This window comes from uncultured Aquabacterium sp. (assembly GCF_913773725.1).
Classification (GTDB): Bacteria; Pseudomonadota; Gammaproteobacteria; order Burkholderiales; family Burkholderiaceae_C; genus Aquabacterium.
In genome coordinates this window covers 17,115-36,472 of sequence record NZ_CAJYGK010000050.1, presented here as the reverse complement: position 1 = coordinate 36,472, position 19,358 = coordinate 17,115, and the positions used below count along the sequence as shown (strand labels likewise).

Sequence of the window (19,358 nt, the reverse complement as noted above, 5' to 3'; positions counted from 1 at the left end):
CATGAGCTGGCTTGAGAAACTGCTGCCCCCGAAGATCCAGCCGACCGACCCGTCCGAGCGTCGTTCGGTGCCCGAGGGCTTGTGGGTCAAGTGCCCGTCGTGCGAGACGGTGCTCTACAAGAACGACCTCGAGGCGAACGTCAACGTCTGCCCGAAGTGCGGCCACCACCACCGCATCGGTGCGCGGGCCCGCCTGGACGCCTTCCTCGACGCCGAAGGCCGCTACGAGATCGGCCAGGAAGTGCTGCCGGTCGACGCGCTGAAATTCCGCGACAGCAAGAAGTACCCCGACCGCATCAAGCAGGCGATGGAATCGACCGGCGAGACGGACGCCCTGATCGTGATGGGTGGCTCGGTCCACAGCATCCCGGTCGTGACGGCTTGCTTCGAGTTCGACTTCATGGGCGGCTCGATGGGCTCGGTGGTGGGGGAGCGTTTCGCGCGCGGCGTGGAAACCGCCGTCGAGCAGAAGACGCCGTTCATCTCCTTCACGGCCACGGGCGGCGCCCGCATGCAGGAAGGCCTGCTGAGCCTGATGCAGATGGCCAAGACCAACGCCGCGCTGACCCGCCTGGCCAAGGCGAAGCTGCCCTACATCAGCGTGCTGACCGATCCGACCATGGGTGGCGTGTCCGCCTCCTTCGCCTTCATGGGCGACGTGGTGATCGCCGAACCCAAGGCCCTGATCGGCTTTGCCGGTCCCCGCGTGATCGAGAACACCGTGCGCGAAGTGCTGCCGGAAGGCTTCCAGCGCGCCGAGTTCCTGCTGCAGAAGGGCGCCGTCGACATGATCCTCGACCGCCGCGAACTGCGTCAGGCCATCGCCCGCCAGCTCGCCATGCTGACGCGCCAGCCGGCCGACGCCGTCGCAGGCTGAGCCCCTGTCTGTCCGGAAGGCCGAAAGGCCTTCACCGATCGGGCTGCGCCACGGTGCAGCCCGTTTGCTTTTCTTCCTGACCCTGTCGACATGACCGCTTCCGACACGTCTTCCCCTTCGGCCAACCCGCGCACGCTGGACGACTGGCTCGCGCACTGCGAACGCCTGCACCCGGTCGGCATCGACATGGGACTGGACCGCGTGGGCTCGGTGTGGGCGCGCACCGGCGTGGTACTGGGCACGCCGATGGGCCAGGAAGACAGCGGGCGTGACGCCCCGGTGGTGTTCACGGTGGCCGGGACCAATGGCAAGGGCTCGACCTGCGCGATGCTCGAGGGCATCCTGATGTCGTCGGGCTTCCGCGTGGGCGTGTACGGCTCGCCGCACCTCGTGCGCTTCGAGGAGCGCTGCCGCATCCAGGGTGAGCTGGTGACGGCCGAGCAGCTCGTGCCGCACTTTGCGGCCATCGAGGCCGCGCGGGGCGACACCCCGCTGACCTACTTCGAGTTCACCACACTGGCCATCATGCGCCTGTTGGCCTCGGCCGGGCTGGACGCGGTGATCCTGGAAGTGGGGCTCGGGGGCCGGCTGGATGCCGTCAACATCATCGATACCGACTGCGCCATCATCACCAGCATCGACCTGGACCACATGGAGTGGCTCGGTCCCGATCGCGAGGCCATCGGCCGCGAGAAGGCCGGCATCATGCGGGCAGGGCGCCCGGCCGTGGTCTCCGATCCGCAGGCGCCGCAAAGCGTGGTGGACCACGCGGCGGCCCTCGGCGCAGACCTGTGGCTCTTCGGCCGCGACCACAACTACGCGGGCGACCGCCAGCAGTGGTCCTGGGGCGGGCGCAGCAAGCGCTTCAACGGCATGGCGTATCCGGCGCTGCGCGGTGCCAACCAGCTGCTGAACGCGTCGGGCGTGCTGGCCGCGCTCGAGGCGATGCGTCCGCGTCTGCCGGTGTCGGCGCAGGCAGTGCGCACCGGCCTGGCCACGGTGGAGTTGCCCGGCCGCTTCCAGATCATCCCGGGTCAACCCACACTGATTCTGGACGTGGCACACAACCCCCATGCGGTCGCCACGCTGGCCGTCAACCTCGATCAGATGGGCTTTTTCCCGCGCACGCACGCCGTGTGGGGGGCGATGGCCGACAAGGACGCCGCCGGCATGGTCGCCAGGCTGCGCCCGCTGGTGGACGCCTGGTATGTGTGCGACCTGCCGACTCCCCGGGCTGCGACGGCGGCCCAGCTGGCCCAGGCCATCGCGGACGAGGTGGAGGCCCGGCCCCTGGCAACCGCCCCGAAGGCCACCGTCAGCGAGCACCCTGATCCGATGACCGCCCTGAAGGCGGCCCTCGCTGCGGCGGACCCGACGGATAGAATCGTGGTCTTCGGGTCGTTCTACACCGTGGGCGGTGTCCTGCATGACGGACTGCCCAAGCTGAACGCACCACATCTCCAGGCGGGGACGGGCGGCGCCTGATCCGGCGTTCGACTTCGCTTTTGCCCATTTTTCAACCGAGCATGCCGCTGCCTACGTTCCTTCAGCGCCTCCTGCGTCGGGGCCCCGCGGCCCAGGCGCCCGCCGCAGAGTCCCTGCCGCCGTCGCAGGCTGACATCGAGGCCACCCGTACGCGGGCCCGACGTCGCCTCATCGGCATGGCGGTGCTGGTGGGGGCTGGCGTGATCGGTTTCCCCTGGCTGTTCGAGACGCAACCTCGACCGTTGTCGAACGACGTGCAGGTCGTGCAGGCCGGCGCGCCACGTGGCGTGGAGGGAGGCCCCTCGACGCCGGGACGGGCCGTTGCCGGCAAGGTCGAGGTCGCCGGCATCGTGGCGCCGCAGGCAGCGTCTCCTGCCGAGGACATGGTGGAACAGGCGGAGGAGCCCTCGCCTCAGGATCGATCGCGGCCCGAAACGGCGGACTCCGCCCCGGGCAAGGCCACGCCGCCGCTCGCCACTGCCTCTCCGGCCAACGTGGCTGACAAAGGAGCCGAGAAGGCCGCGGAAGAGGCGCGCGCCCGCCGACTGGCCGAGCAGAAGGCCGCTGCCGACAAGAAAGCAGCTGAGCTGAAGGAAAAAGAGAAAGCCCGTGCAGCCGAGTTGAAGCTGGCCGAACAGAAGGCCGCAGACAAGAAGGCAGCCGAGCAAAAGGCGGCAGAGCAGAAAGCCGCCGACCAAAAGGCGGCCGAGCGTCGCCAGGCCGAAGCCCGCGCGGCTGCCAGCAAGCCGGCGGACAAGACGGATGCCGCAGGCCGCTACATCGTTCAGATCGGTGCCTTCAGCGACGCCACGAAGGTACAGGAAGTGCGCCAGAAGGTCGAGCGATTGGGCATCAAGACCTACACGCAGTCGGTCGACACGCCGGATGGCAAGCGCATTCGCGTGCGCATCGGCCCGTATGCCGACAAGGCCGAGGCAGAAAAAGCGCTGGGCAGCCTGCACAAGGCGGGCCTGGGCGGCAACATCCTGACGCTCTGACCCGCGCCCGCAGCTTCCCATGGATCCCGTGACCCCGATTGTTGAAGCCGGCCCGACCTGGTCCTTTGTCGACCTGGCCCTGCTGATCGGCCTCGGGCTGTCGGTCATCGTCGGGGCGTGGCGCGGACTGGTACACGAGGTCATGTCCCTGCTGGGCTGGGGCGCGGCCTATGCGTCCGCGCAGTGGTTCGGGCCGGTCGTGGCGGGCCACGTGCCGGTAGGGGAGGCCGGTGGTCGTCTCAATCTGCTGTCCGGCATGCTGGTGGCCTTCGTTCTGGCCTGGCTGATGTGGGCCGTGCTGTCGTGGGTGGTGACCCAGCTGACCCGCGAGTCGCCCCTCAACGGGCCGGATCGCCTGTTTGGCGCCGGGTTTGGCCTGGCGCGAGGCCTTGTGGTGGCCTTGTTGGTCGCCACTTTGGTGAGCATGACGCCGCTGGCCCAATGGGCGCCGTGGCAATCGTCACGCGGCGTCGCGTGGCTTGCAGTGTTATTGGACGGGCTGCGCCCCGTCCTGCCCGATCAGGTGGTCAAATTCCTGCCCGAACAGACCTGATCGTTCGAATTCTTGCTTTTGATCTGGAATAGAGGTGAACCATGTGCGGCATCGTTGGTGTGATTTCCAAGGCGCCCGTCAACCAGTTGATTTATGACGCGTTGCTGCTGCTGCAGCACCGTGGTCAGGACGCCGCCGGCATCGTCACGGCCGGCCCCGATGCGCATGGTCGCAAGTTCTTCATGCACAAGGCCCGTGGCATGGTGAAGGACGTCTTCCGCACCCGCAACATGCGTGCGTTGCCCGGTACGGTCGGCCTTGGTCAGGTTCGTTACCCCACGGCCGGCAACGCCTTCAATGAGGAAGAGGCCCAGCCCTTCTACGTGAACGCGCCGTTCGGCATCGTGCTCGTGCACAACGGCAACCTGACCAATGCGCACGACCTGCGCAAGGAACTGTTCGACATCGACCGTCGCCACCTGAACACCGACAGCGACACCGAGGTGCTGCTCAACGTGTTCGCCCACGAACTCGAACTGGCGGGGCGCGAACTGCCGCTGACGCCGGCCGCGGTGTTCTCGGCCGTGAAAGCCGTGCACAAGCGCATCAAGGGCTCGTACGCTGTGGTGGCCCTCATCGCGGGCTACGGCCTGGTGGCGTTTCGTGATCCGTTCGGCATTCGCCCGCTGTGCTACGGCGAGGCTGACCTGCCTGAAGGCCGCGAAGTGATGGTGGCCAGCGAGTCGGTCGCCCTGGAAGGCACCAGCCACAAGTTCGTGCGCGACGTGCAGCCCGGTGAGGCGCTCTTCGTCGACCTCGATGGCGTCGTGCACGCCGAGCAGTGCGCTGAGAAGACCATCCTCAATCCCTGCATGTTCGAGTACGTCTACCTGGCGCGTCCCGACTCCGTCATCGACGGGGTGTCGGTCTACCAGGCTCGCCTCGAAATGGGCGAGACCCTGGCCCAGCGCGTCATCAACACGATGCCGCCGTCCGAGATCGACGTGGTCATCCCCATTCCCGAGTCCAGCCGGCCCTCGGCCATGCAGCTGGCGCAGAAGCTGGGCAAGCCCTACCGCGAGGGCTTCGTGAAGAACCGCTACGTGGGCCGCACCTTCATCATGCCGGGGCAGGGCGTGCGCAAGAAGTCCGTGCGCCAGAAGCTCAACGCCATCGGCCTGGAGTTCAAGGGCCGCAACGTGCTGCTGGTGGACGACTCCATTGTGCGTGGCACCACCTCGAAGGAAATCGTCCAGATGGCTCGCGAGGCCGGCGCAGCCAAGGTCTACCTGGCGTCGGCCGCGCCGCCCGTGCGCTTCCCCAACGTGTACGGCATCGACATGCCGACCAAGAGCGAACTGGTGGCCCATGGACGCTCGCTGGAGGACATCCGTCAGATCATCGGCTGCGATGCCCTGATCTATCAGGACGTGGACGCGATGAAGAAGGTGGTGGGCAAGCTCAACCGGAAGATCGAGGGCTTCGAGGCCTCGTGCTTCGATGGCTGCTACATCACGGGCGACGTCGGTGCCGCCGACTTCGCCGCCATCGAGTCGCAGCGCCTCACCCAGAAGGGCGAGGAAGAGGCGGTGAACTCTCGCCTGGCGCTGCAGAACCAGCCTGAGTGACGGCACGTCAGGGGCCGGGTCCGTACCCGGTTTCCCCTCGTGATCCGCGTAACACCGGGCCGGCCAAACCCGCGGCCGGCCGACGAAAGGGGCCGATGATGGCCGAGCAAGACAAGAAACGACTGCCGCGCAAAGACCTGCCGGCCGATGCCCACATCGACACCCTGGCGGTGCGCGAAGGGCTGCCGCCCACGCAGTGGGGCGAAAACTCCGAGGCGCTGTTCCTGACCAGCAGCTTCAACCACCCGGATGCCGCCACGGCCGCCGCGCGCTTTGCCAACGAAGAAGAAGCCTTCGTCTACTCGCGCTTCACCAACCCCACCACGATGATGTTCGAGCGCCGCCTGGCCGCGCTCGAAGGCACCGAGGCGTGCATTGCCACCGCCAGCGGCATGAGCGCCATCCTGCTCATGGTCATGGGCCTGCTCAAGGCGGGCGACCATGTGGTGTGCTCGCACAGCGTGTTCGGCTCGACCATCACCCTGCTGGCCACGCAGTTCGGCAAGTTCGGCGTCGAGACCACCTTCGTGTCGCAGACCGATGTGCAGCAGTGGCGTGACGCCATGCGCCCCAACACCAGGCTGCTGTTCGCCGAAACCCCCAGCAACCCGCTCACCGAGGTGTGCGACATCGCCGCGCTGGCCGAGGTGGCCCACGCGCACGGTGCACTGCTCGCGGTCGACAACTGCTTCTGCACCCCGGCGCTGCAACGGCCGGTCGACCTGGGCGCCGACCTCGTCATCCATTCGGGCACCAAGTACCTGGACGGGCAGGGCAGGGTGCTGGCCGGCGCCGTCTGTGGTCCGGACGCCCTCATCAACGGCCCGCTGATGACGACCTTGCGCGGTGCCGGCATGACGCTGTCGCCGTTCAATGCGTGGGTCGTGCTCAAAGGCCTCGAGACGCTGTCCATCCGCATGGCCGCGCAGAGCACCAACGCGCTCAAGCTCGCACAGTGGCTCGAGCAACACCCGAAGGTCGAACAGGTCTTCTACCCCGGCCTGCCCAGCCACCCGCAGCACGCCTTGGCGATGAAGCAGCAGAATGGCTGCGGCGGGGCCGTCGTGTCCTTCACGACCCGGCCCGCGGCAGGCGACGTCACCGTGCCCGGTCCCGCCACGCTGGACGAGGCCGCCCTACGCCTGCGACAGGCTGCTTTCCACGTGATCGACCAGACCCGTCTGTGCTCGATCACCTCCAACCTGGGCGACACCAAGACGCTGATCACCCACCCGTCGAGCACCTCGCACGGGCGCCTGACCGAAGCCCAGCGCCTGGCCGCGGGCATCACGCAGGGCATGATCCGCGTGGCCGTCGGCCTGGAACACATCGATGACCTCACGGCCGATCTGGCCCGTGGCCTGGATACCCTGAACACATGAGCAACGCTGCCACCCACCCCACCGGCGTCGTCCGCACCCGGATCGCCCCGTCGCCGACCGGCTACCTGCATCTGGGCACCGCCCGCACCGCGCTGTATTCCTGGGCTTATGCCCGCCACCACGGCGGCCAGTTCGTGCTGCGCATCGAAGACACCGACGTGGCGCGCTCCACCCAGGAGTCGGTCGAGCAGATCCTGCAGTCCATGCACTGGCTGGGCCTGGACTACGACGAAGGCCCGATCTACCAGATGCAGCGTCTGGACCGCTACCAGCAGGTGATTGACCAGATGCTGGCCAACGGCACAGCCTACCGCTGCTACGCCACGCCGGAAGAGCTGGACGCCATGCGCGAGGCCCAGAAGGCCCGCGGCGAGAAGACCGGCTACGACGGCCGCTGGCGCCCCGCTCCGGGCAAGGTTCTGCCTCCGATCCCGGAGGGCGTGAAGCCCGTGGTGCGCTTCGCCAACCCGCTGGAAGGCGACGTGACCTGGGACGACCTCGTCAAGGGGCCGATCACGATCAACAACCGCGAGATCGACGACCTCATCATCCAGCGTCCGGACGGCGTGCCCACCTACAACTTCGCCGTGGTGGTCGACGACTGGGACATGCAAATCACCCACGTCTTCCGTGGCGACGAGCACATCAACAACACGCCCTGGCAGATCAACATCTACCGCGCGCTGGGCGCCGCGCTGCCGCAGTTCGGCCACCTGCCCGTCATCCTGGGTGACGACGGCACCAAACTGTCCAAGCGCCGCGGCGCCGTGGCGGTGTCGAACTACGAAGAAATGGGCTACCTGCCCGAAGCCATGCTGAACTACCTGGCCCGCCTGGGCTGGAGCCATGGCGACGAAGAGCTGTTCACCATCGAGCAGATGGTGTCTTGGTTCGATGGCTCGCACCTCAACAAGAGCCCGGCCCAGTGGGATGCGGCCAAGCTGGCGTGGGTCAACGCCCACTACGTGAAGCACGCCGACGACGCCCGCCTGTCGGCCCTGGTGGCCAAGCACCTGCGCGCCAAGGGCCATGAAGTGGCCGACGACGCCGCGCTGGCCCCGCATTGCGCGCTGTTCAAGGACCGCTGCAGCACCACGGTCGAGCTGGCGGAGTGGCTGACCATGTATGTGGCCGACGTGACCCCGCCGGCCGATGAGCTGGCTGCCAAGCTGACCGACGCCGTCAAGCCGGCCGTGGCCGCGCTGGCAGAACGCCTGAAGGGCGTGGCGTGGGAGGCACCGGCCATCAGCCAGGCCATCAAGGACACGCTGGGCGAGTTCGGCCTGAAGATGCCGCAACTGGCCATCCCCGTGCGTCTGCTGGTGTGTGGCCGTTCGCAGACCCCGTCCGTCGATGCAGCGCTGGTGTTGTTTGAACGTGACGTTGTGGTGCAACGGTTGCAGAAAAACAGCTGAGGCTTGCCAACGGCAGAAAAATCGACATATACTCTCATTCTCGCTTGAACGACGCTTTGTTCGAAACGACAAAGCAGCCGGGCAACCCGAAGGATGCAAATCCAAATGCGCATCAAAAGGGGGTATAGCTCAGCTGGGAGAGCGCTTGCATGGCATGCAAGAGGTCAGCGGTTCGATCCCGCTTACCTCCACCACCAGAGCAATCTGGTCGGTGTCTGGTTGCAGAGTGTGTCGGGTAGAGCGTCGATCAGGTTGCATGAAGGAATTCAGTCCCCTTCGTCTAGAGGCCTAGGACACCACCCTTTCACGGTGACTACAGGGGTTCGAATCCCCTAGGGGACGCCAAGTTTGACGGCACTTGGCTGGCAGCGATGTCAGCAAAGTCGTTACCGACGCGGAGTGGTAGTTCAGTCGGTTAGAATACCGGCCTGTCACGCCGGGGGTCGCGGGTTCGAGTCCCGTCCACTCCGCCAGTTCTTTTGAATGGGCGTTGCTGGTGACACAGCAACGCCGTTGATGGAAACAGTCTCGGTGCCAGTCTGGCGCCCTGAACGTGGCAACACGAACGGGGGTATAGCTCAGCTGGGAGAGCGCTTGCATGGCATGCAAGAGGTCAGCGGTTCGATCCCGCTTACCTCCACCAGAATGCCGACAGGGTGTCCTGTTGGTCGGTGGCGTCAGGGCCGGTAGCGAGACGGTTTGTGTCAGATACAATTTGTTGAGACGGAGTCCCCTTCGTCTAGAGGCCTAGGACACCACCCTTTCACGGTGACTACAGGGGTTCGAATCCCCTAGGGGACGCCAAGTTTTGACGGCACTTGGGTTGAGCATGCTTGCATGTGAAGCCGAAGTCGTCACCGACGCGGAGTGGTAGTTCAGTCGGTTAGAATACCGGCCTGTCACGCCGGGGGTCGCGGGTTCGAGTCCCGTCCACTCCGCCAAGAAAAGCAAAGCCCTGATGCCTGTGCATCAGGGCTTTTTGCTTTGCGGCGCCAGCCCGAGCAAACCGCACGGGCGATCTCGGTTCAGCCCTCCGGCTGGGCTGCCGGTTCGCGGCGCCCGAACATGCCCCAGCTCTCGATCAGCATCACGACCTCGTCGCGCTGATTCAGGGCTTCCCAGCGCGTCTGCACCAGGCCCACATGGGCGCGGCTCTTCATGGGCCGTGAGGCCAGCACCGTCATGCGGGCACGCAGTTGGTCGCCCACCAGCACGGGCTTGAGCCACTTCAGCGTGTCCAGGCCAGGTGAGCCCAGGCTGGACGAATCCAGCAGAAAGCCGTCGCACATCAGGCGCATCACGATGCCGGCCGTGTGCCAGCCGCTGGCGGCCAGGCCGCCGAACAGCGAGGCTTTGCCTGCTTCCTCATCGAGGTGGAAGGGCTGGGGATCGAAATCGCGAGCGAAAGCGACGACCTCGTCGCGCGTGACCTCTTTCGGCCCGAAGGTCATGCTCAGGCCTTCGGTGAAATCTTCCCACTGCCAGCGGGGGGAGCGTGTGCTCATCGGGTCTCCTCTTCGAAGTGAATGGGGCGGGCCGTGCGCGAAACAGGGACCGCTCCCTGGTTGGACAGGAGCGTGCCTGCCAGGATGACGGCGGTGCCGAGCAGCATGCTGGCGCTCACCGTTTCGCCCAGAAACAGGGTGCCCCACAGCATCCCGAACACCGGGATCAGGAAGGTGACCGAGATCGCCCGACTGGCCCCCACCCGCGCAATGAGGCGGTTGAAGAGGTCATAAGCGAAGCCGGTGCACAGCACGGCCAGGCCGCCCAGTGCGATCCAGACCGTGAGGGAAAGGTCGTGCCCCGCGCCGGCCGTCGCAGGCAGCCCACCCAGGCAGGCGGGCAGCAGCAGCGCCATGCCCGTGATGCCAAGGGTCAAGGTCGTGATCGTCAAGGACGGAACGCCGTGCAGCTTTCGCTGGATCGTGTGGACGGACAGGGCATAACAGAACGTGGCCAGCAGCACGAACAGGATGGCGAGCCCGGATGCATGCCCGCCGTGAAGGCGCTCGGCGGACAGCAGCACGACGCCGGCAAAGCCCGTGGCCAACCCGAGCAGGCGTCGGCGTCCCAGCGGCTCGCGGGTCCACACCCAGCCGATCGCCGCGCCCCACAGCGGAGTCGAGGCGTTGAGGATGGACATCAAGCCGGCCGACAGCGACAGCGCTGCCTGGCTGAGGAACAGAAAGGGCAACAGCGTCGAAGTCAACGCCACGCCGGCCAGCGTCCAGCCTTGCTGTTTCAACACGGACAGCGGGCGGGGCGCGCTCTGGCGCAACATCAACAAGGGCAGCAGCACCAGGGCGCCCCCCAGCGTGCGCACCGTGGCCACGATGACCGGGCCCACCACCGGCGCAGCCTGCCGCAGGAACAGAAAGGACGCGCCCCACAAGGCGGCGAGCAGCAGCAGCGACAGGTGATCTTTGAGATGCATGCGGCCCGATGCTAGCGGAACGCGCCGGTACACGCCGGACGCACCGGATTCACAACGCGGAAGGCATGTCAGGCCCTTCGTTCATGGGGGGCCAAGCCAGGTCGATGCGGGTTTTGCAGATGGTCACGAGGCGGTCTCTAAAATGCACCACATTCTTGGCGTATCCATCATTCATTCAGCAAAGGACCACCATGCAAGTTGCGGCTTCCATCTTCAAGGCCTACGACATCCGGGGCATCGTCGGGCAGACCTTGAGCGAGGCCGTGGCCGAGCACCTGGGGCGCGCCTTCGGTACCGAGGCGCTCAAGCTCGGCGAGAAGGCCGTGGCCGTGGGCCGTGATGGGCGCGTGTCCGGCCCGTCGCTGAGTGGTGCGCTGATCAAGGGCCTGCGCTCGACCGGCATCGACGTGATCGACCTCGGTGCCGTCACCACCCCGATGCTGTATTACGTGGCCGCCACGCGAGGCGAGCAGGGGTGCCACAGCGGCATCCAGGTGACGGGCAGCCACAACCCCAAGGACTACAACGGCTTCAAGATGGTGCTGGCTGGCCGTGCGATCTACGGCGATGACATTCAGGGCCTGCGTCAGCGCATCGAGCGCGAGGACTACGCCACCGGCGAGGGGCGCCTCACGGCCCTGGACATCCTGCCGGAGTACACCCAGCGCATCGTCGGCGACTGCAAGCTGAGCCGCCCGCTGAAGATCGTGGTGGACTCGGGCAACGGCATTCCGGGCGCGTCGGCCCCGGGCATCCTGCGTGCGCTGGGATGTGAGGTCACCGAGCTGTACTCCGAGGTCGACGGCGATTTCCCCAACCACCATCCCGATCCCTCCAAGCCCGAAAACCTGCAGGACCTGATTGCCGCGGTGAAGGCGCAGGGCGCCGATCTGGGCCTGGCCTTTGACGGCGACGGTGACCGCCTGGGCGTGATCACCCGTGACGGCCAGAACATCTTCCCGGACCGGCAGATCATGCTGTTCGCGCGAGACATCCTGAGCCGGGTGCCGGGTGGCAAGATCATTTATGACGTGAAGTGCAGCCAGCAACTCGCGCTGGCCATCCGTGCGGCCGGTGGCGAGCCGGTGATGTACAAGACCGGCCATTCGCTGGTGAAGGCCAAGCTGAAGGAAACGGGCGCGCCGTTTGCGGGCGAAATGTCGGGCCACATCTTCTTTGCCGAGCGCTGGTACGGCTTCGATGACGCCACCTACACCGCCGGTCGCCTGCTGGAGATCCTGAGCAAGGAGGCCGATCCAAGCGCCGTGCTCAATGCGTTGCCCACCAGCTTCAGCACGCCGGAGCTGAACGTGGCCTGTGCCGAAGGCGAGCACCACGCCGTGGTCGAAAAACTGCGTGAAACGGCCAAGTTCGAAGGCGCACGCGAGGTCACCACGATCGACGGCCTGCGCGCCGACTACGAGGACGGCTTCGGCCTGGTCCGCGCGTCGAACACCACGCCGGTGCTGGTGCTGCGCTTCGAAGGGCAGAGCCCGGAAGCCCTGGAGCGCATCCGCAAGGTCTTCATGGACGCCATCCTGGCCGTGAAGCCCGACGCCCACGTCGGTGCCTCGGCCCACTGAGCGCGACGCTGCGGTGAGCCGACGACGCAGGGCCTCCCGTGCCCCGCGTCGGCTCTCGGCTAGCATTTCGGGTTTGCTGTCCCGAAAGCGTTGCCTTTGTCCGATCACGCATTGAGCGCCTGGCTGGCCCGCCAGGCCTATTCCCTGTTGCTGCGTCTGGGCACGCCGGCCTACCTGTGGCGGGTGTGGGCGCGCGGCTGCGAGGAGCCCGCTTACCGGGCCCACTGGCCGTGGCGGCTGGGGCTCTACGGTCGGGCTTATCGAGGCCGGTTGTTGCCGCAGCCAGGGCCCTGTGTGTGGGTCCATGCCGTGTCCCTCGGTGAAGCGCGCGCAGCCGCGCCGCTGATTCAGGCGCTGCGGGTGGCGTGTCCGGGCATGCGGCTTGTGCTCACGCACACCACGGCCACGGGTCGCGAAGCGGGGCGTGCACTGCTGCAGCCTGGCGACGTGCAGACCTGGTTGCCCTATGACACCCCGGGCGCGGTGCGGCGGTTCCTGGCCGTGCACCGGCCGGCCGTAGGGGTGCTGATGGAAACCGAGGTGTGGCCCAATCTGCAGCATGAGGCGGTTCGGTCGGGCGTGCCCATGGTGCTGGCCAATGCCCGCCTGAGCGAGAAGAGCCTGCGACAGGGGCAGCGCCTGTCGGCCCTGATGCGGCCCGCCGCGCGCGCGCTGGCGCTGTGCCTGGCGCAGACCCAGGCCGATGCGGATCGGCTGCGGGCCATGGGGGCCTCCCGGGTCGAGGTGGCCGGGAATGTGAAGTTCGACATGCAACCCGATGAGACGCTGCTGGCGCGGGGGCGGGCCTGGCGTGTGGATGCGCGGCCGGTGGTGCTGGCAGCCAGCACCCGCGAGGGCGAGGAGCCCGACCTGCTTGCGGCGTGGCAGAACCTGCCGTTGGACCGCCGCCCGCGCCTGTTCATCGTGCCGCGGCACCCGCAGCGGTTCGACGAGGTGGCGAAGGCAGTGCAGGCCGCGGGCTTCACGCTGTCGCGCCGCAGCACGTGGCCGCAGTCCGGCCCGGACGCCACGGCGTGCGCCGCCGACGTGTGGCTGGGCGACACGATGGGGGAGATGCCGGCCTACTACGCCGCGGCCGATGTGGCGCTGCTGGGGGGCAGTTTTGCCCCGCTGGGGGGGCAGAACCTGATCGAGGCGGCGGCCTGCGGCTGTCCGGTGGTCATGGGGCCATCGACCTTCAACTTCGCACTGGCCGCCGAATTGAGCGAGGCGGCCGGGGCGGCTCATCGGGTGTCCGACTGGCGCGCGGGTGTGAACGAAGCGGTGCGGCTGACCGAGCCGGGCGCGCGCGCTCAAGCCAGCGCGGCGGCCCTGGCCTTTGCGGTCAGCCACCGGGGGGCGGCGCAGCGCATGGCACAGGCCGTTGCGGCCCTCATTGCGCGTGTCTGAGGACGGCCAGCGGCATCGCGCTCAGGCAGCGAGGTCCTGCCACTCCGGGTGGCGGCGCATGTAGACCGCCACATAGCTGCACACGGGCTGGACCTTGTAGCCCTGTTCTCGCGCCCAGCCCAGCGCGTGGGAGACGAGGGCGGCCGCAATGCCGCGGCCTTCCAGGGCGCGCGGGACGCCGGTGTGCGTCATGCGCATCACCTGGCCCTGCAGCACGTAGTCGGCCTCGCATCGCAGGCCGTCGACGATGGCCTCGAACCGGCCGATCTCGGGGTGATGGACGATGTCCAGTGCGGGTGTCTTGCTCATGCTTGCTCCTCGGGAATCAGACCCAGCCCATCGCGCCCAGCACGGCACCGAGTGCCACGAGCCAGATGAGCCGGACGCGGGTGCGCCACACCGCCAGGGCCACGCCTGCGCTCAGCAGCAGCGCGCGCGGGGCCTCCGGGGAGGGGGCCAACAGCCATCCCGTGGCAAGCAGCAGGCCCACGGTGACGGGCACCATGGCGGCCTGAAAGGCCTGTACGCCCAGCCATTGCCGCCGCCGCGTCACCCACCGCGATGCGGCCAGGGCCAGTGTGGTGGAAGGAATCATGATGCCGAGCAGGCTGACGATGGCCCCACCCAGCCCGGCGCCATACCACCCCATCAGCGCGACGAAAAGCACGTTCGGTCCGGGGGCCGCCTGGGCCAGGGCGATGGCCGCTGTGAAGTCGGTGTCGCTCAGCAAGCCGTCTTCCACCACCAGGCGGCGGTGCATGTCGGGCACCAGGGTGATCGCGCCGCCGATCGACATCAGGGAGAGCGCGAGAAAGTGCCCGAACAGCGTCCACCAGGTGTCGGGCGCCCACATCCAGGGTTGCATCGGGGGGCTCATGTCGGGCTGGCGGCGTCGGTGCCGGCGGCGCGGCGCCGCAGCAGGGCGTAGGTCACCAGCCAGGCACTGCCGCCCAATCCGAGCAGCACCCACAGCAGCGGGAGGCGGGCCACCGTCATCAGTGCAAAGGCGACGGCGGCGAGCGCCGCGCCCGCGCCGGCGCCGAGCACGTGGCCACGCAGCGACACGGCCAGCCGCAGCACCGTGCCGATGATCTGGCCGGCGGCGACGGCGGCAATGCCGTGCAAGGCCCCGCGCACCAGTTGCTGGGCCAGGCCGCTGGACGCCGCCGCGCCCAGGCCCCACGCAATGAAGAGCATCAGAGCGAGCGGGGCACACACCATGCCGGCCAGCGCCGTGAGCGCGCCTCGCCAGCCGAAGAAACGGTCGCCGATCATCAGCGACAGGTTGCAGACGTTGGGACCGGGCAGGACCTGCGCGTTGGCCAGCATCTCGACGAAGTCCTTGGCGCTCAGCCAGCGACGACGCTCGCACAGTTCACGCTGGGCCACGGCAATGACCCCGCCGAATCCTTGCAAGGCCAGCAGGGTGAAGGCCACGAACAGCTCGCCCAGCGAGGTGGGCCGGCGCAACTCGCCTTCCGCCGGATCAGGCATACACCGCCACCACCTGGTATCCGAGCGCCGCCAGCTGGCCGCAGGGGGTCCACAACGTCGTGCGTTCGTTGACATAGCCCTCGCCGGTGACCAGGGCGTCTTTGTCCATGCGCCAGAAGCCGGCTGGCTCGGTCACGCTCACCGGGCGGAGCTCGAGCGCCCAGGAGACGGACGAGGCGGGGGCGAACCCCCGCAGGCGCTGCAGGGCCGGGGTCGGGCCTGCATCGGCCAGCAGCACGGCCTGCAGTTCGGCGTCGACGTCGCCTGCCTGTTGCAGTCGCACGTGAGTACGGCTGTGCCAGTGCTCGGCGCCGGTGAACGGCAGGCCGCCTTCTGCAATGCGGAACTCCAGGTGCTGCGTGAAGTTCGGGGTCAGGCCGGGGATGAAGGGCAGCTTCAAGGCATCGTCCGGTGCCTTGTCCACGGAGGGCTGCTGAGGGCTGAGCGCGGGCAGCGTGCTGTCGCGCCCGGTGCCGAACACACCCAGCAGGACGCCTGCCACCTGTTCGATGCCATTTGCATCGGCCTGAAGCAGGCGCGCTTGCACCTGGCGCACGTTCTTGCCCTGGCGCAGCAGGTGCACTTCGACCTCGACGGGGCCGGGCACGACGGGGCCGACGAAGCTGGTCTGTAGGGCCCGCAGCGGCCACTCGGCCCCGCACACATCCCGCATGGCCTGCACGGCCAGCAGCGAGAGCAGGCCGCCGAAGGTGGTGCGGCCTTGTCCCCAGTCTTCACCCACCTGGAAGCGGATGCGGGCGTCCTGGGAAGCGCGGGATGCCAGCAGGTCGGGCAGGGGGCAGACGGCAGAGGAGGAGGTCGGGGAGTCGGACATGGTGGAGGGCGCGAGGGATGAGACGCCCATTATGGGAGGAATCGAACGATCGTGCTTTTTGTGTCAGGACGAGGGGTGTTCCTGCAGCCAGGTGGCCAGCGCCGGTGCAGTCAGGGGGCGGCTATAGAGATAGCCCTGCACGATGTCGCAGCCGCGGCTGGCCAGGTAAGCCTCCTGATCAGGCATCTCCACGCCCTCGGCGACCACATTGAGTTTCAGCCCGCGTGCCATGGCGATCATGGTGGCGACCAGCTGACCATCGTTGTCGTTGCCGGGCAGGTCCTGGACGAAGCTGCGGTCGATCTTCAGCTGGTGGACCGGGAAACGCTTGAGATAGGCCAGCGACGAATAGCCGGTGCCGAAGTCGTCGATCGTGAGGGTGACGCCGAGCCCGTGCAGCATGTGCAGGAACTGCTCGGTGTTGCCGCCGGACTCCATCAGGCCGCTTTCGGTGATCTCGAGCTCGAGCCGGTGCGGCGGCAGGCCGGTTTCCCGCAGGATGCGTGACACGCGCTCCACGACGCCGCCACGGCGGATCTCCGAGGGCGACAGGTTGACCGACATGCGGCCGAAGTCCAGTCCGGCATCCAGCCAGGCGCGGCCCTGGCGGCAAGCTTCGGTCAGCACCCATTCGCCCAGCGCCACGATCATCCCTGTGTCTTCCATCACCGGGATGAACTGGTGCGGGCTGACGGGCGCCATGAACTCGCCGCTGCCCGAGGGCGGGCGCAGGCGCACCAGCGCCTCGACCGCGGTGATGCGGCGGTCGCTCAGCCTGATCTGCGGCTGGTAGTGCAGCAGGAAGTCGCCCTGTTCCATGGCCCGGCGCAGGCGGGTTTCCAGCAGCAGGCGCGAGGTGGCGTCGCTGGTGAAGGACTCGGTGTAGAAGCTGAAGCTGTTGCGGCCGCGTCGCTTCGATTCGTACATCGCCGCGTCGGCGTTGCGGATCAGGTCGGCGGCCTCCTGCCCGTCGTTCGGGAAGAGGCTGATGCCGATCGAGGCGCGCACGTACACCTGCTCGCCGCCATCGAGGGTGAAGGGCTGCTGCAGGGTGTCGAGGATGGCCGAGGCCACGTGTGCGGCCTGTTGCGGGTGGCGCAGGTGCTCGAGCACAAGGATGAACTCGTCGCCGCCCAGGCGGCCCAGGGTGTCTTCCTGACGAACGCGGGCCCGCAGGCGGCTGGCCACCTGGCGCAGCAGGCTGTCGCCGGCGGCGTGGCCCAGGCCGTCGTTCACGGTCTTGAAGTTGTCCAGGTCGATGAAGACCACGCCCACCAGCGTGTGGTGGCGCTGGGCCAGGCTGAGGGCGTGGGTCAGTCGCTGGTGGATCATGCCCCGGTTGGGCAACTCGGTGAGGGTGTCGAAGTGCGCCATGCGGGCCAGGCGCTCTTCCGTCTGCTTGAGCTGGGTGATGTCGGTGAACACGCCCACGAAATGGGTGGGGCGACCATCCTTGTTGTGTACCGCGCTGACGGACAGCTTGGTCATGAACAGCTCGCCGCTCTGCCGCTGGAACCACATTTCGCCCTGCCAGCTGCCATCGCGCAGCAGGCCTTCGCGGATGTCGTCGAGCGTGACGGTGGGGTCGTCCGGCAGCAGGAAGTCCGGGACGCGGCCGATCACCTCTTCCTCGCGCCAGCCCGTCAGGGTGGTGAAAGCGGCATTGACCGACACCACCACGCGGTCCTGGGACAGCACCATCATGCCGTCCCGGGTGCTCTCCAGCGCGGCGGCGTGCAGGCGGATGCGTTCTTCGGCCTGGTGGCGCAGGGCCTCCCGGTGCAGGTTGGTGAGCGCGAAAGACAGGTCCTTGGCCAGGTCGTCGAACAGGGTCAGCAGGTCTTCGGCCTGGTCGTTCACGCGCCGGCCCAGCAGCACGAGGTGACCGATCAGGCGCTCGTCGCGGCGCAGAGGGACCGTCACGCAGCCGGGCAGGCCGGTGGCGATCGCGGCGTCGGCCCAATCGGGGCGCCGAGGCAGGCGCCCCAGGTCGCTGCTGCAATAGGTGTGGCCTTGGCGCAGTGCGGCTTCGAGTGCGCTGTCCTGCTGCGCATCTGGCGGCAGGTCGAAGTCGAGCTGCGGGCGCTCGGGGGTGTCATCGCCGGCGACAGCCTGGCAGCGCAGTTGCAGCGGGTCGTCTCCATGCAGCACCACCCAGGCCTTGCGGAACTGGCCGTGCTCGATCGCCACCCGGCATACCCGGGCCAGCAGCGAAGCCTCGTCGGCCGAGCGGACGATGGACTGGTTGACGTGGCTGAGGAAGTCGTACAGCCGGGTCTTGTGGCGCAGCCGCTTTTCCGTCTGGCGGTGGGCGGTGATGTCCCAGATCATCCAGACCACCTCGGGGGTGTCGCCCACGGGCGCGCAACGGCTGTCGAAGTGCCGCAGGTCGTCGTGGATGCGCACCGAGAAGCTCAGCGACTGCGTGCGCCGGGTGTGCAGGGTCTGGTCGATCACATCCGTGAAGCGCTGTGTCATCTCGGCCGGAAACAGCGAAGACAGCGGGCGACCCAGAATGGCCTCCGGAGGGCGCCCCAGCAAGGGCAGGTTGTTGCCGTAGACGTCGAGAAACGTGCCCTGCGCGTCCATGCGGAAGGCCAGGTCGGGCAGGACTTCTGCAAAGGCGCGGAGCTGGGCGTCGCGTGCGGTGAGTTTGCGTGCGGTGCTGGTGCGCTGTCGGTCGGCACGGCGCATCAGGCCGATGAGCAGCAGCGTCACCACGCCGACCAGGGCGATGTTCAGGTGGTCGAAGCGCCGCTGCGTGGTGGTGTCGGCCCGCAGGGTGTCGTCCCATTGCCGGGTGGCGTGCTGCACGGCCGCATCCACCTGGTCCAGGGCCCGGCGCAGCCCGCTGGCGTCCAGGGCTGGCGGGGCCAGGGTGCGCGCCCGAACCGCATCGGCTGCCGACTCCAGCTCGTCGATGAGCGCTCGCATCGCAGGGCGCAGATCTTCGGGTGACTCCTCGTGCAGGGTCCGGGCGAGGGCGAGCGCCTCGGTCATCGCTTGATACGGGGCTTCACTGCGCGCGGTGGGCAGGCCCATCACCCGCTGCTCGGTTTCGAGCACGCTGAAGCGGGCCTGGTACTGCACCGTCGACAGCAGGGTGTCGACCCGGTGCGTGCGGGCCTGCAGTCGCCCCCAGCTCTCATGTGACCAGGCAATCAGTCCCATGCTCACCGCCGCCAGCGTGGAAACGGCCAACGCCAGCGGGCCGAAGCGCACCAAAGCTGGCGCACGCGGGGCGGCCAGCGGGTCCGCTGTGGCGGGGGACAGGGGATGCGGTGGGGTCATGCTCACGGTTCGCTGAGGGTTCTCTCTGGA

General features: G+C 67.8%; 16 protein-coding genes and 6 tRNA genes. 15 read left to right on the top strand and 7 right to left on the bottom strand.

The window, feature by feature from the left end; all coding sequences use genetic code 11:
- Nucleotide 1 precedes the first annotated feature (1 nt).
- The 13 genes from accD to QZ709_RS05485 all read left to right on the top strand — a co-directional run bounded on the left by accD (nt 2) and on the right by QZ709_RS05485 (nt 9,219).
- Complete coding sequence (accD, locus tag QZ709_RS05545; protein WP_294636274.1) at nt 2-877, top strand: acetyl-CoA carboxylase, carboxyltransferase subunit beta; 876 nt, start codon at nt 2-4, stop codon at nt 875-877.
- Nucleotides 878-967: 90 nt separating this feature from the next.
- Nucleotides 968-2,362, top strand: coding sequence for a bifunctional tetrahydrofolate synthase/dihydrofolate synthase (gene folC, locus QZ709_RS05540; protein ID WP_294636273.1), 1,395 nt, complete (start codon nt 968-970; stop codon nt 2,360-2,362).
- A gap of 41 nt (nt 2,363-2,403) precedes the next feature.
- Entirely contained in the window at nt 2,404-3,360 is a 957-nt protein-coding gene (locus QZ709_RS05535) for an SPOR domain-containing protein (protein WP_294636272.1), read from the top strand.
- Nucleotides 3,361-3,379: 19 nt separating this feature from the next.
- Complete coding sequence (locus QZ709_RS05530) at nt 3,380-3,913, top strand: CvpA family protein (RefSeq protein ID WP_294636271.1); 534 nt, start codon at nt 3,380-3,382, stop codon at nt 3,911-3,913.
- A 41-nt stretch (nt 3,914-3,954) separates the two neighbouring features.
- Entirely contained in the window at nt 3,955-5,481 is a 1,527-nt protein-coding gene (purF, locus tag QZ709_RS05525) for an amidophosphoribosyltransferase (protein WP_294636270.1), read from the top strand.
- A 98-nt stretch (nt 5,482-5,579) separates the two neighbouring features.
- On the top strand, nt 5,580-6,863 hold the full coding sequence (locus QZ709_RS05520) for an O-succinylhomoserine sulfhydrylase (RefSeq protein ID WP_294636315.1): 1,284 nt from the start codon (nt 5,580-5,582) through the stop codon (nt 6,861-6,863).
- The gene (gene gltX, locus QZ709_RS05515) at nt 6,860-8,278 is read left to right on the top strand and encodes a glutamate--tRNA ligase (protein WP_294636269.1); all 1,419 of its coding nucleotides are present in this window, start codon (nt 6,860-6,862) and stop codon (nt 8,276-8,278) included. The genes QZ709_RS05520 and gltX overlap by 4 nt, the downstream gene beginning before the upstream one ends.
- A 118-nt stretch (nt 8,279-8,396) precedes the next feature.
- Nucleotides 8,397-8,472 (top strand) — tRNA-Ala (locus tag QZ709_RS05510).
- Nucleotides 8,473-8,547: 75 nt separating this feature from the next.
- Nucleotides 8,548-8,623, top strand: a tRNA-Glu gene (locus tag QZ709_RS05505).
- 51 nt (nt 8,624-8,674) lie between these two features.
- Nucleotides 8,675-8,751 (top strand) — tRNA-Asp (locus QZ709_RS05500).
- 94 nt (nt 8,752-8,845) lie between these two features.
- Nucleotides 8,846-8,921, top strand: a tRNA-Ala gene (locus tag QZ709_RS05495).
- Between the two features lie 85 nt (nt 8,922-9,006).
- Nucleotides 9,007-9,082 (top strand) — tRNA-Glu (locus tag QZ709_RS05490).
- Nucleotides 9,083-9,142: 60 nt separating this feature from the next.
- Nucleotides 9,143-9,219: transfer RNA gene (locus tag QZ709_RS05485), tRNA-Asp, on the top strand.
- A gap of 84 nt (nt 9,220-9,303) precedes the next feature.
- Here QZ709_RS05485 and QZ709_RS05480 read toward each other — a convergent pair.
- Together QZ709_RS05480 and QZ709_RS05475 are read right to left on the bottom strand one after the other, a co-directional pair.
- Nucleotides 9,304-9,783 carry a MaoC family dehydratase gene (locus tag QZ709_RS05480; protein WP_294636268.1) on the bottom strand — a complete coding sequence of 160 codons (480 nt, stop codon included), beginning with the start codon at nt 9,781-9,783 and terminating at the stop codon, nt 9,304-9,306.
- Nucleotides 9,780-10,715 carry a DMT family transporter gene (locus QZ709_RS05475; RefSeq protein ID WP_294636267.1) on the bottom strand — a complete coding sequence of 312 codons (936 nt, stop codon included), beginning with the start codon at nt 10,713-10,715 and terminating at the stop codon, nt 9,780-9,782. Before QZ709_RS05475 ends, QZ709_RS05480 begins: the two co-directional genes overlap by 4 nt.
- Nucleotides 10,716-10,906: 191 nt before the next feature.
- Here QZ709_RS05475 and QZ709_RS05470 point away from each other — a divergent pair, with 191 nt between their 5' ends.
- Both QZ709_RS05470 and QZ709_RS05465 read left to right on the top strand, forming a co-directional pair.
- The gene (locus tag QZ709_RS05470) at nt 10,907-12,298 is read left to right on the top strand and encodes a phosphomannomutase/phosphoglucomutase (RefSeq protein WP_294636266.1); all 1,392 of its coding nucleotides are present in this window, start codon (nt 10,907-10,909) and stop codon (nt 12,296-12,298) included.
- A gap of 111 nt (nt 12,299-12,409) precedes the next feature.
- Entirely contained in the window at nt 12,410-13,708 is a 1,299-nt protein-coding gene (locus QZ709_RS05465; RefSeq protein ID WP_294636265.1) for a 3-deoxy-D-manno-octulosonic acid transferase, read from the top strand.
- A 21-nt stretch (nt 13,709-13,729) separates the two neighbouring features.
- On the opposite strand, the gene QZ709_RS05460 is transcribed toward QZ709_RS05465, so the two are convergent.
- From QZ709_RS05460 to QZ709_RS05440, 5 genes are all read right to left on the bottom strand, one after another.
- Nucleotides 13,730-14,017: a GNAT family N-acetyltransferase gene (locus QZ709_RS05460; RefSeq protein WP_294636264.1), complete on the bottom strand. Its 288-nt coding sequence runs from the start codon at nt 14,015-14,017 to the stop codon at nt 13,730-13,732.
- 16 nt (nt 14,018-14,033) lie between these two features.
- Nucleotides 14,034-14,573, bottom strand: a complete 540-nt coding sequence (locus tag QZ709_RS05455) for a chromate transporter (RefSeq protein WP_294636263.1) — start codon at nt 14,571-14,573, stop codon at nt 14,034-14,036.
- Nucleotides 14,574-14,581: 8 nt separating this feature from the next.
- Nucleotides 14,582-15,202: a chromate transporter gene (locus QZ709_RS05450; RefSeq protein ID WP_294636262.1), complete on the bottom strand. Its 621-nt coding sequence runs from the start codon at nt 15,200-15,202 to the stop codon at nt 14,582-14,584.
- Nucleotides 15,195-16,037, bottom strand: a complete 843-nt coding sequence (locus QZ709_RS05445) for a thioesterase family protein (protein WP_294636261.1) — start codon at nt 16,035-16,037, stop codon at nt 15,195-15,197. The genes QZ709_RS05450 and QZ709_RS05445 overlap by 8 nt, the downstream gene beginning before the upstream one ends.
- Before the next feature lie 63 nt (nt 16,038-16,100).
- A complete protein-coding gene (locus tag QZ709_RS05440; protein ID WP_294636314.1) occupies nt 16,101-19,328 on the bottom strand; it encodes an EAL domain-containing protein in 3,228 nt (1,075 codons plus the stop codon).
- Between the last annotated feature and the right edge of the window lie 30 nt (nt 19,329-19,358).

Coding starts and splice junctions, on each gene's coding strand:
- QZ709_RS05470 (WP_294636266.1), top strand. CDS start 10,907: ATGCAAGTTGCGGCTTCCATCTTCAAGGCCTACGACATCCGGGGCATC.
- folC (WP_294636273.1), top strand. CDS start 968: ATGACCGCTTCCGACACGTCTTCCCCTTCGGCCAACCCGCGCACGCTG.
- gltX (WP_294636269.1), top strand. CDS start 6,860: ATGAGCAACGCTGCCACCCACCCCACCGGCGTCGTCCGCACCCGGATC.
- QZ709_RS05535 (WP_294636272.1), top strand. CDS start 2,404: ATGCCGCTGCCTACGTTCCTTCAGCGCCTCCTGCGTCGGGGCCCCGCG.
- QZ709_RS05450 (WP_294636262.1), bottom strand. CDS start 15,202: ATGCCTGATCCGGCGGAAGGCGAGTTGCGCCGGCCCACCTCGCTGGGC.
- QZ709_RS05445 (WP_294636261.1), bottom strand. CDS start 16,037: ATGTCCGACTCCCCGACCTCCTCCTCTGCCGTCTGCCCCCTGCCCGAC.
- accD (WP_294636274.1), top strand. CDS start 2: ATGAGCTGGCTTGAGAAACTGCTGCCCCCGAAGATCCAGCCGACCGAC.
- QZ709_RS05530 (WP_294636271.1), top strand. CDS start 3,380: ATGGATCCCGTGACCCCGATTGTTGAAGCCGGCCCGACCTGGTCCTTT.
- QZ709_RS05520 (WP_294636315.1), top strand. CDS start 5,580: ATGGCCGAGCAAGACAAGAAACGACTGCCGCGCAAAGACCTGCCGGCC.
- QZ709_RS05455 (WP_294636263.1), bottom strand. CDS start 14,573: ATGCAACCCTGGATGTGGGCGCCCGACACCTGGTGGACGCTGTTCGGG.
- QZ709_RS05475 (WP_294636267.1), bottom strand. CDS start 10,715: ATGCATCTCAAAGATCACCTGTCGCTGCTGCTGCTCGCCGCCTTGTGG.
- QZ709_RS05460 (WP_294636264.1), bottom strand. CDS start 14,017: ATGAGCAAGACACCCGCACTGGACATCGTCCATCACCCCGAGATCGGC.
- QZ709_RS05480 (WP_294636268.1), bottom strand. CDS start 9,783: ATGAGCACACGCTCCCCCCGCTGGCAGTGGGAAGATTTCACCGAAGGC.
- purF (WP_294636270.1), top strand. CDS start 3,955: ATGTGCGGCATCGTTGGTGTGATTTCCAAGGCGCCCGTCAACCAGTTG.
- QZ709_RS05440 (WP_294636314.1), bottom strand. CDS start 19,328: ATGACCCCACCGCATCCCCTGTCCCCCGCCACAGCGGACCCGCTGGCC.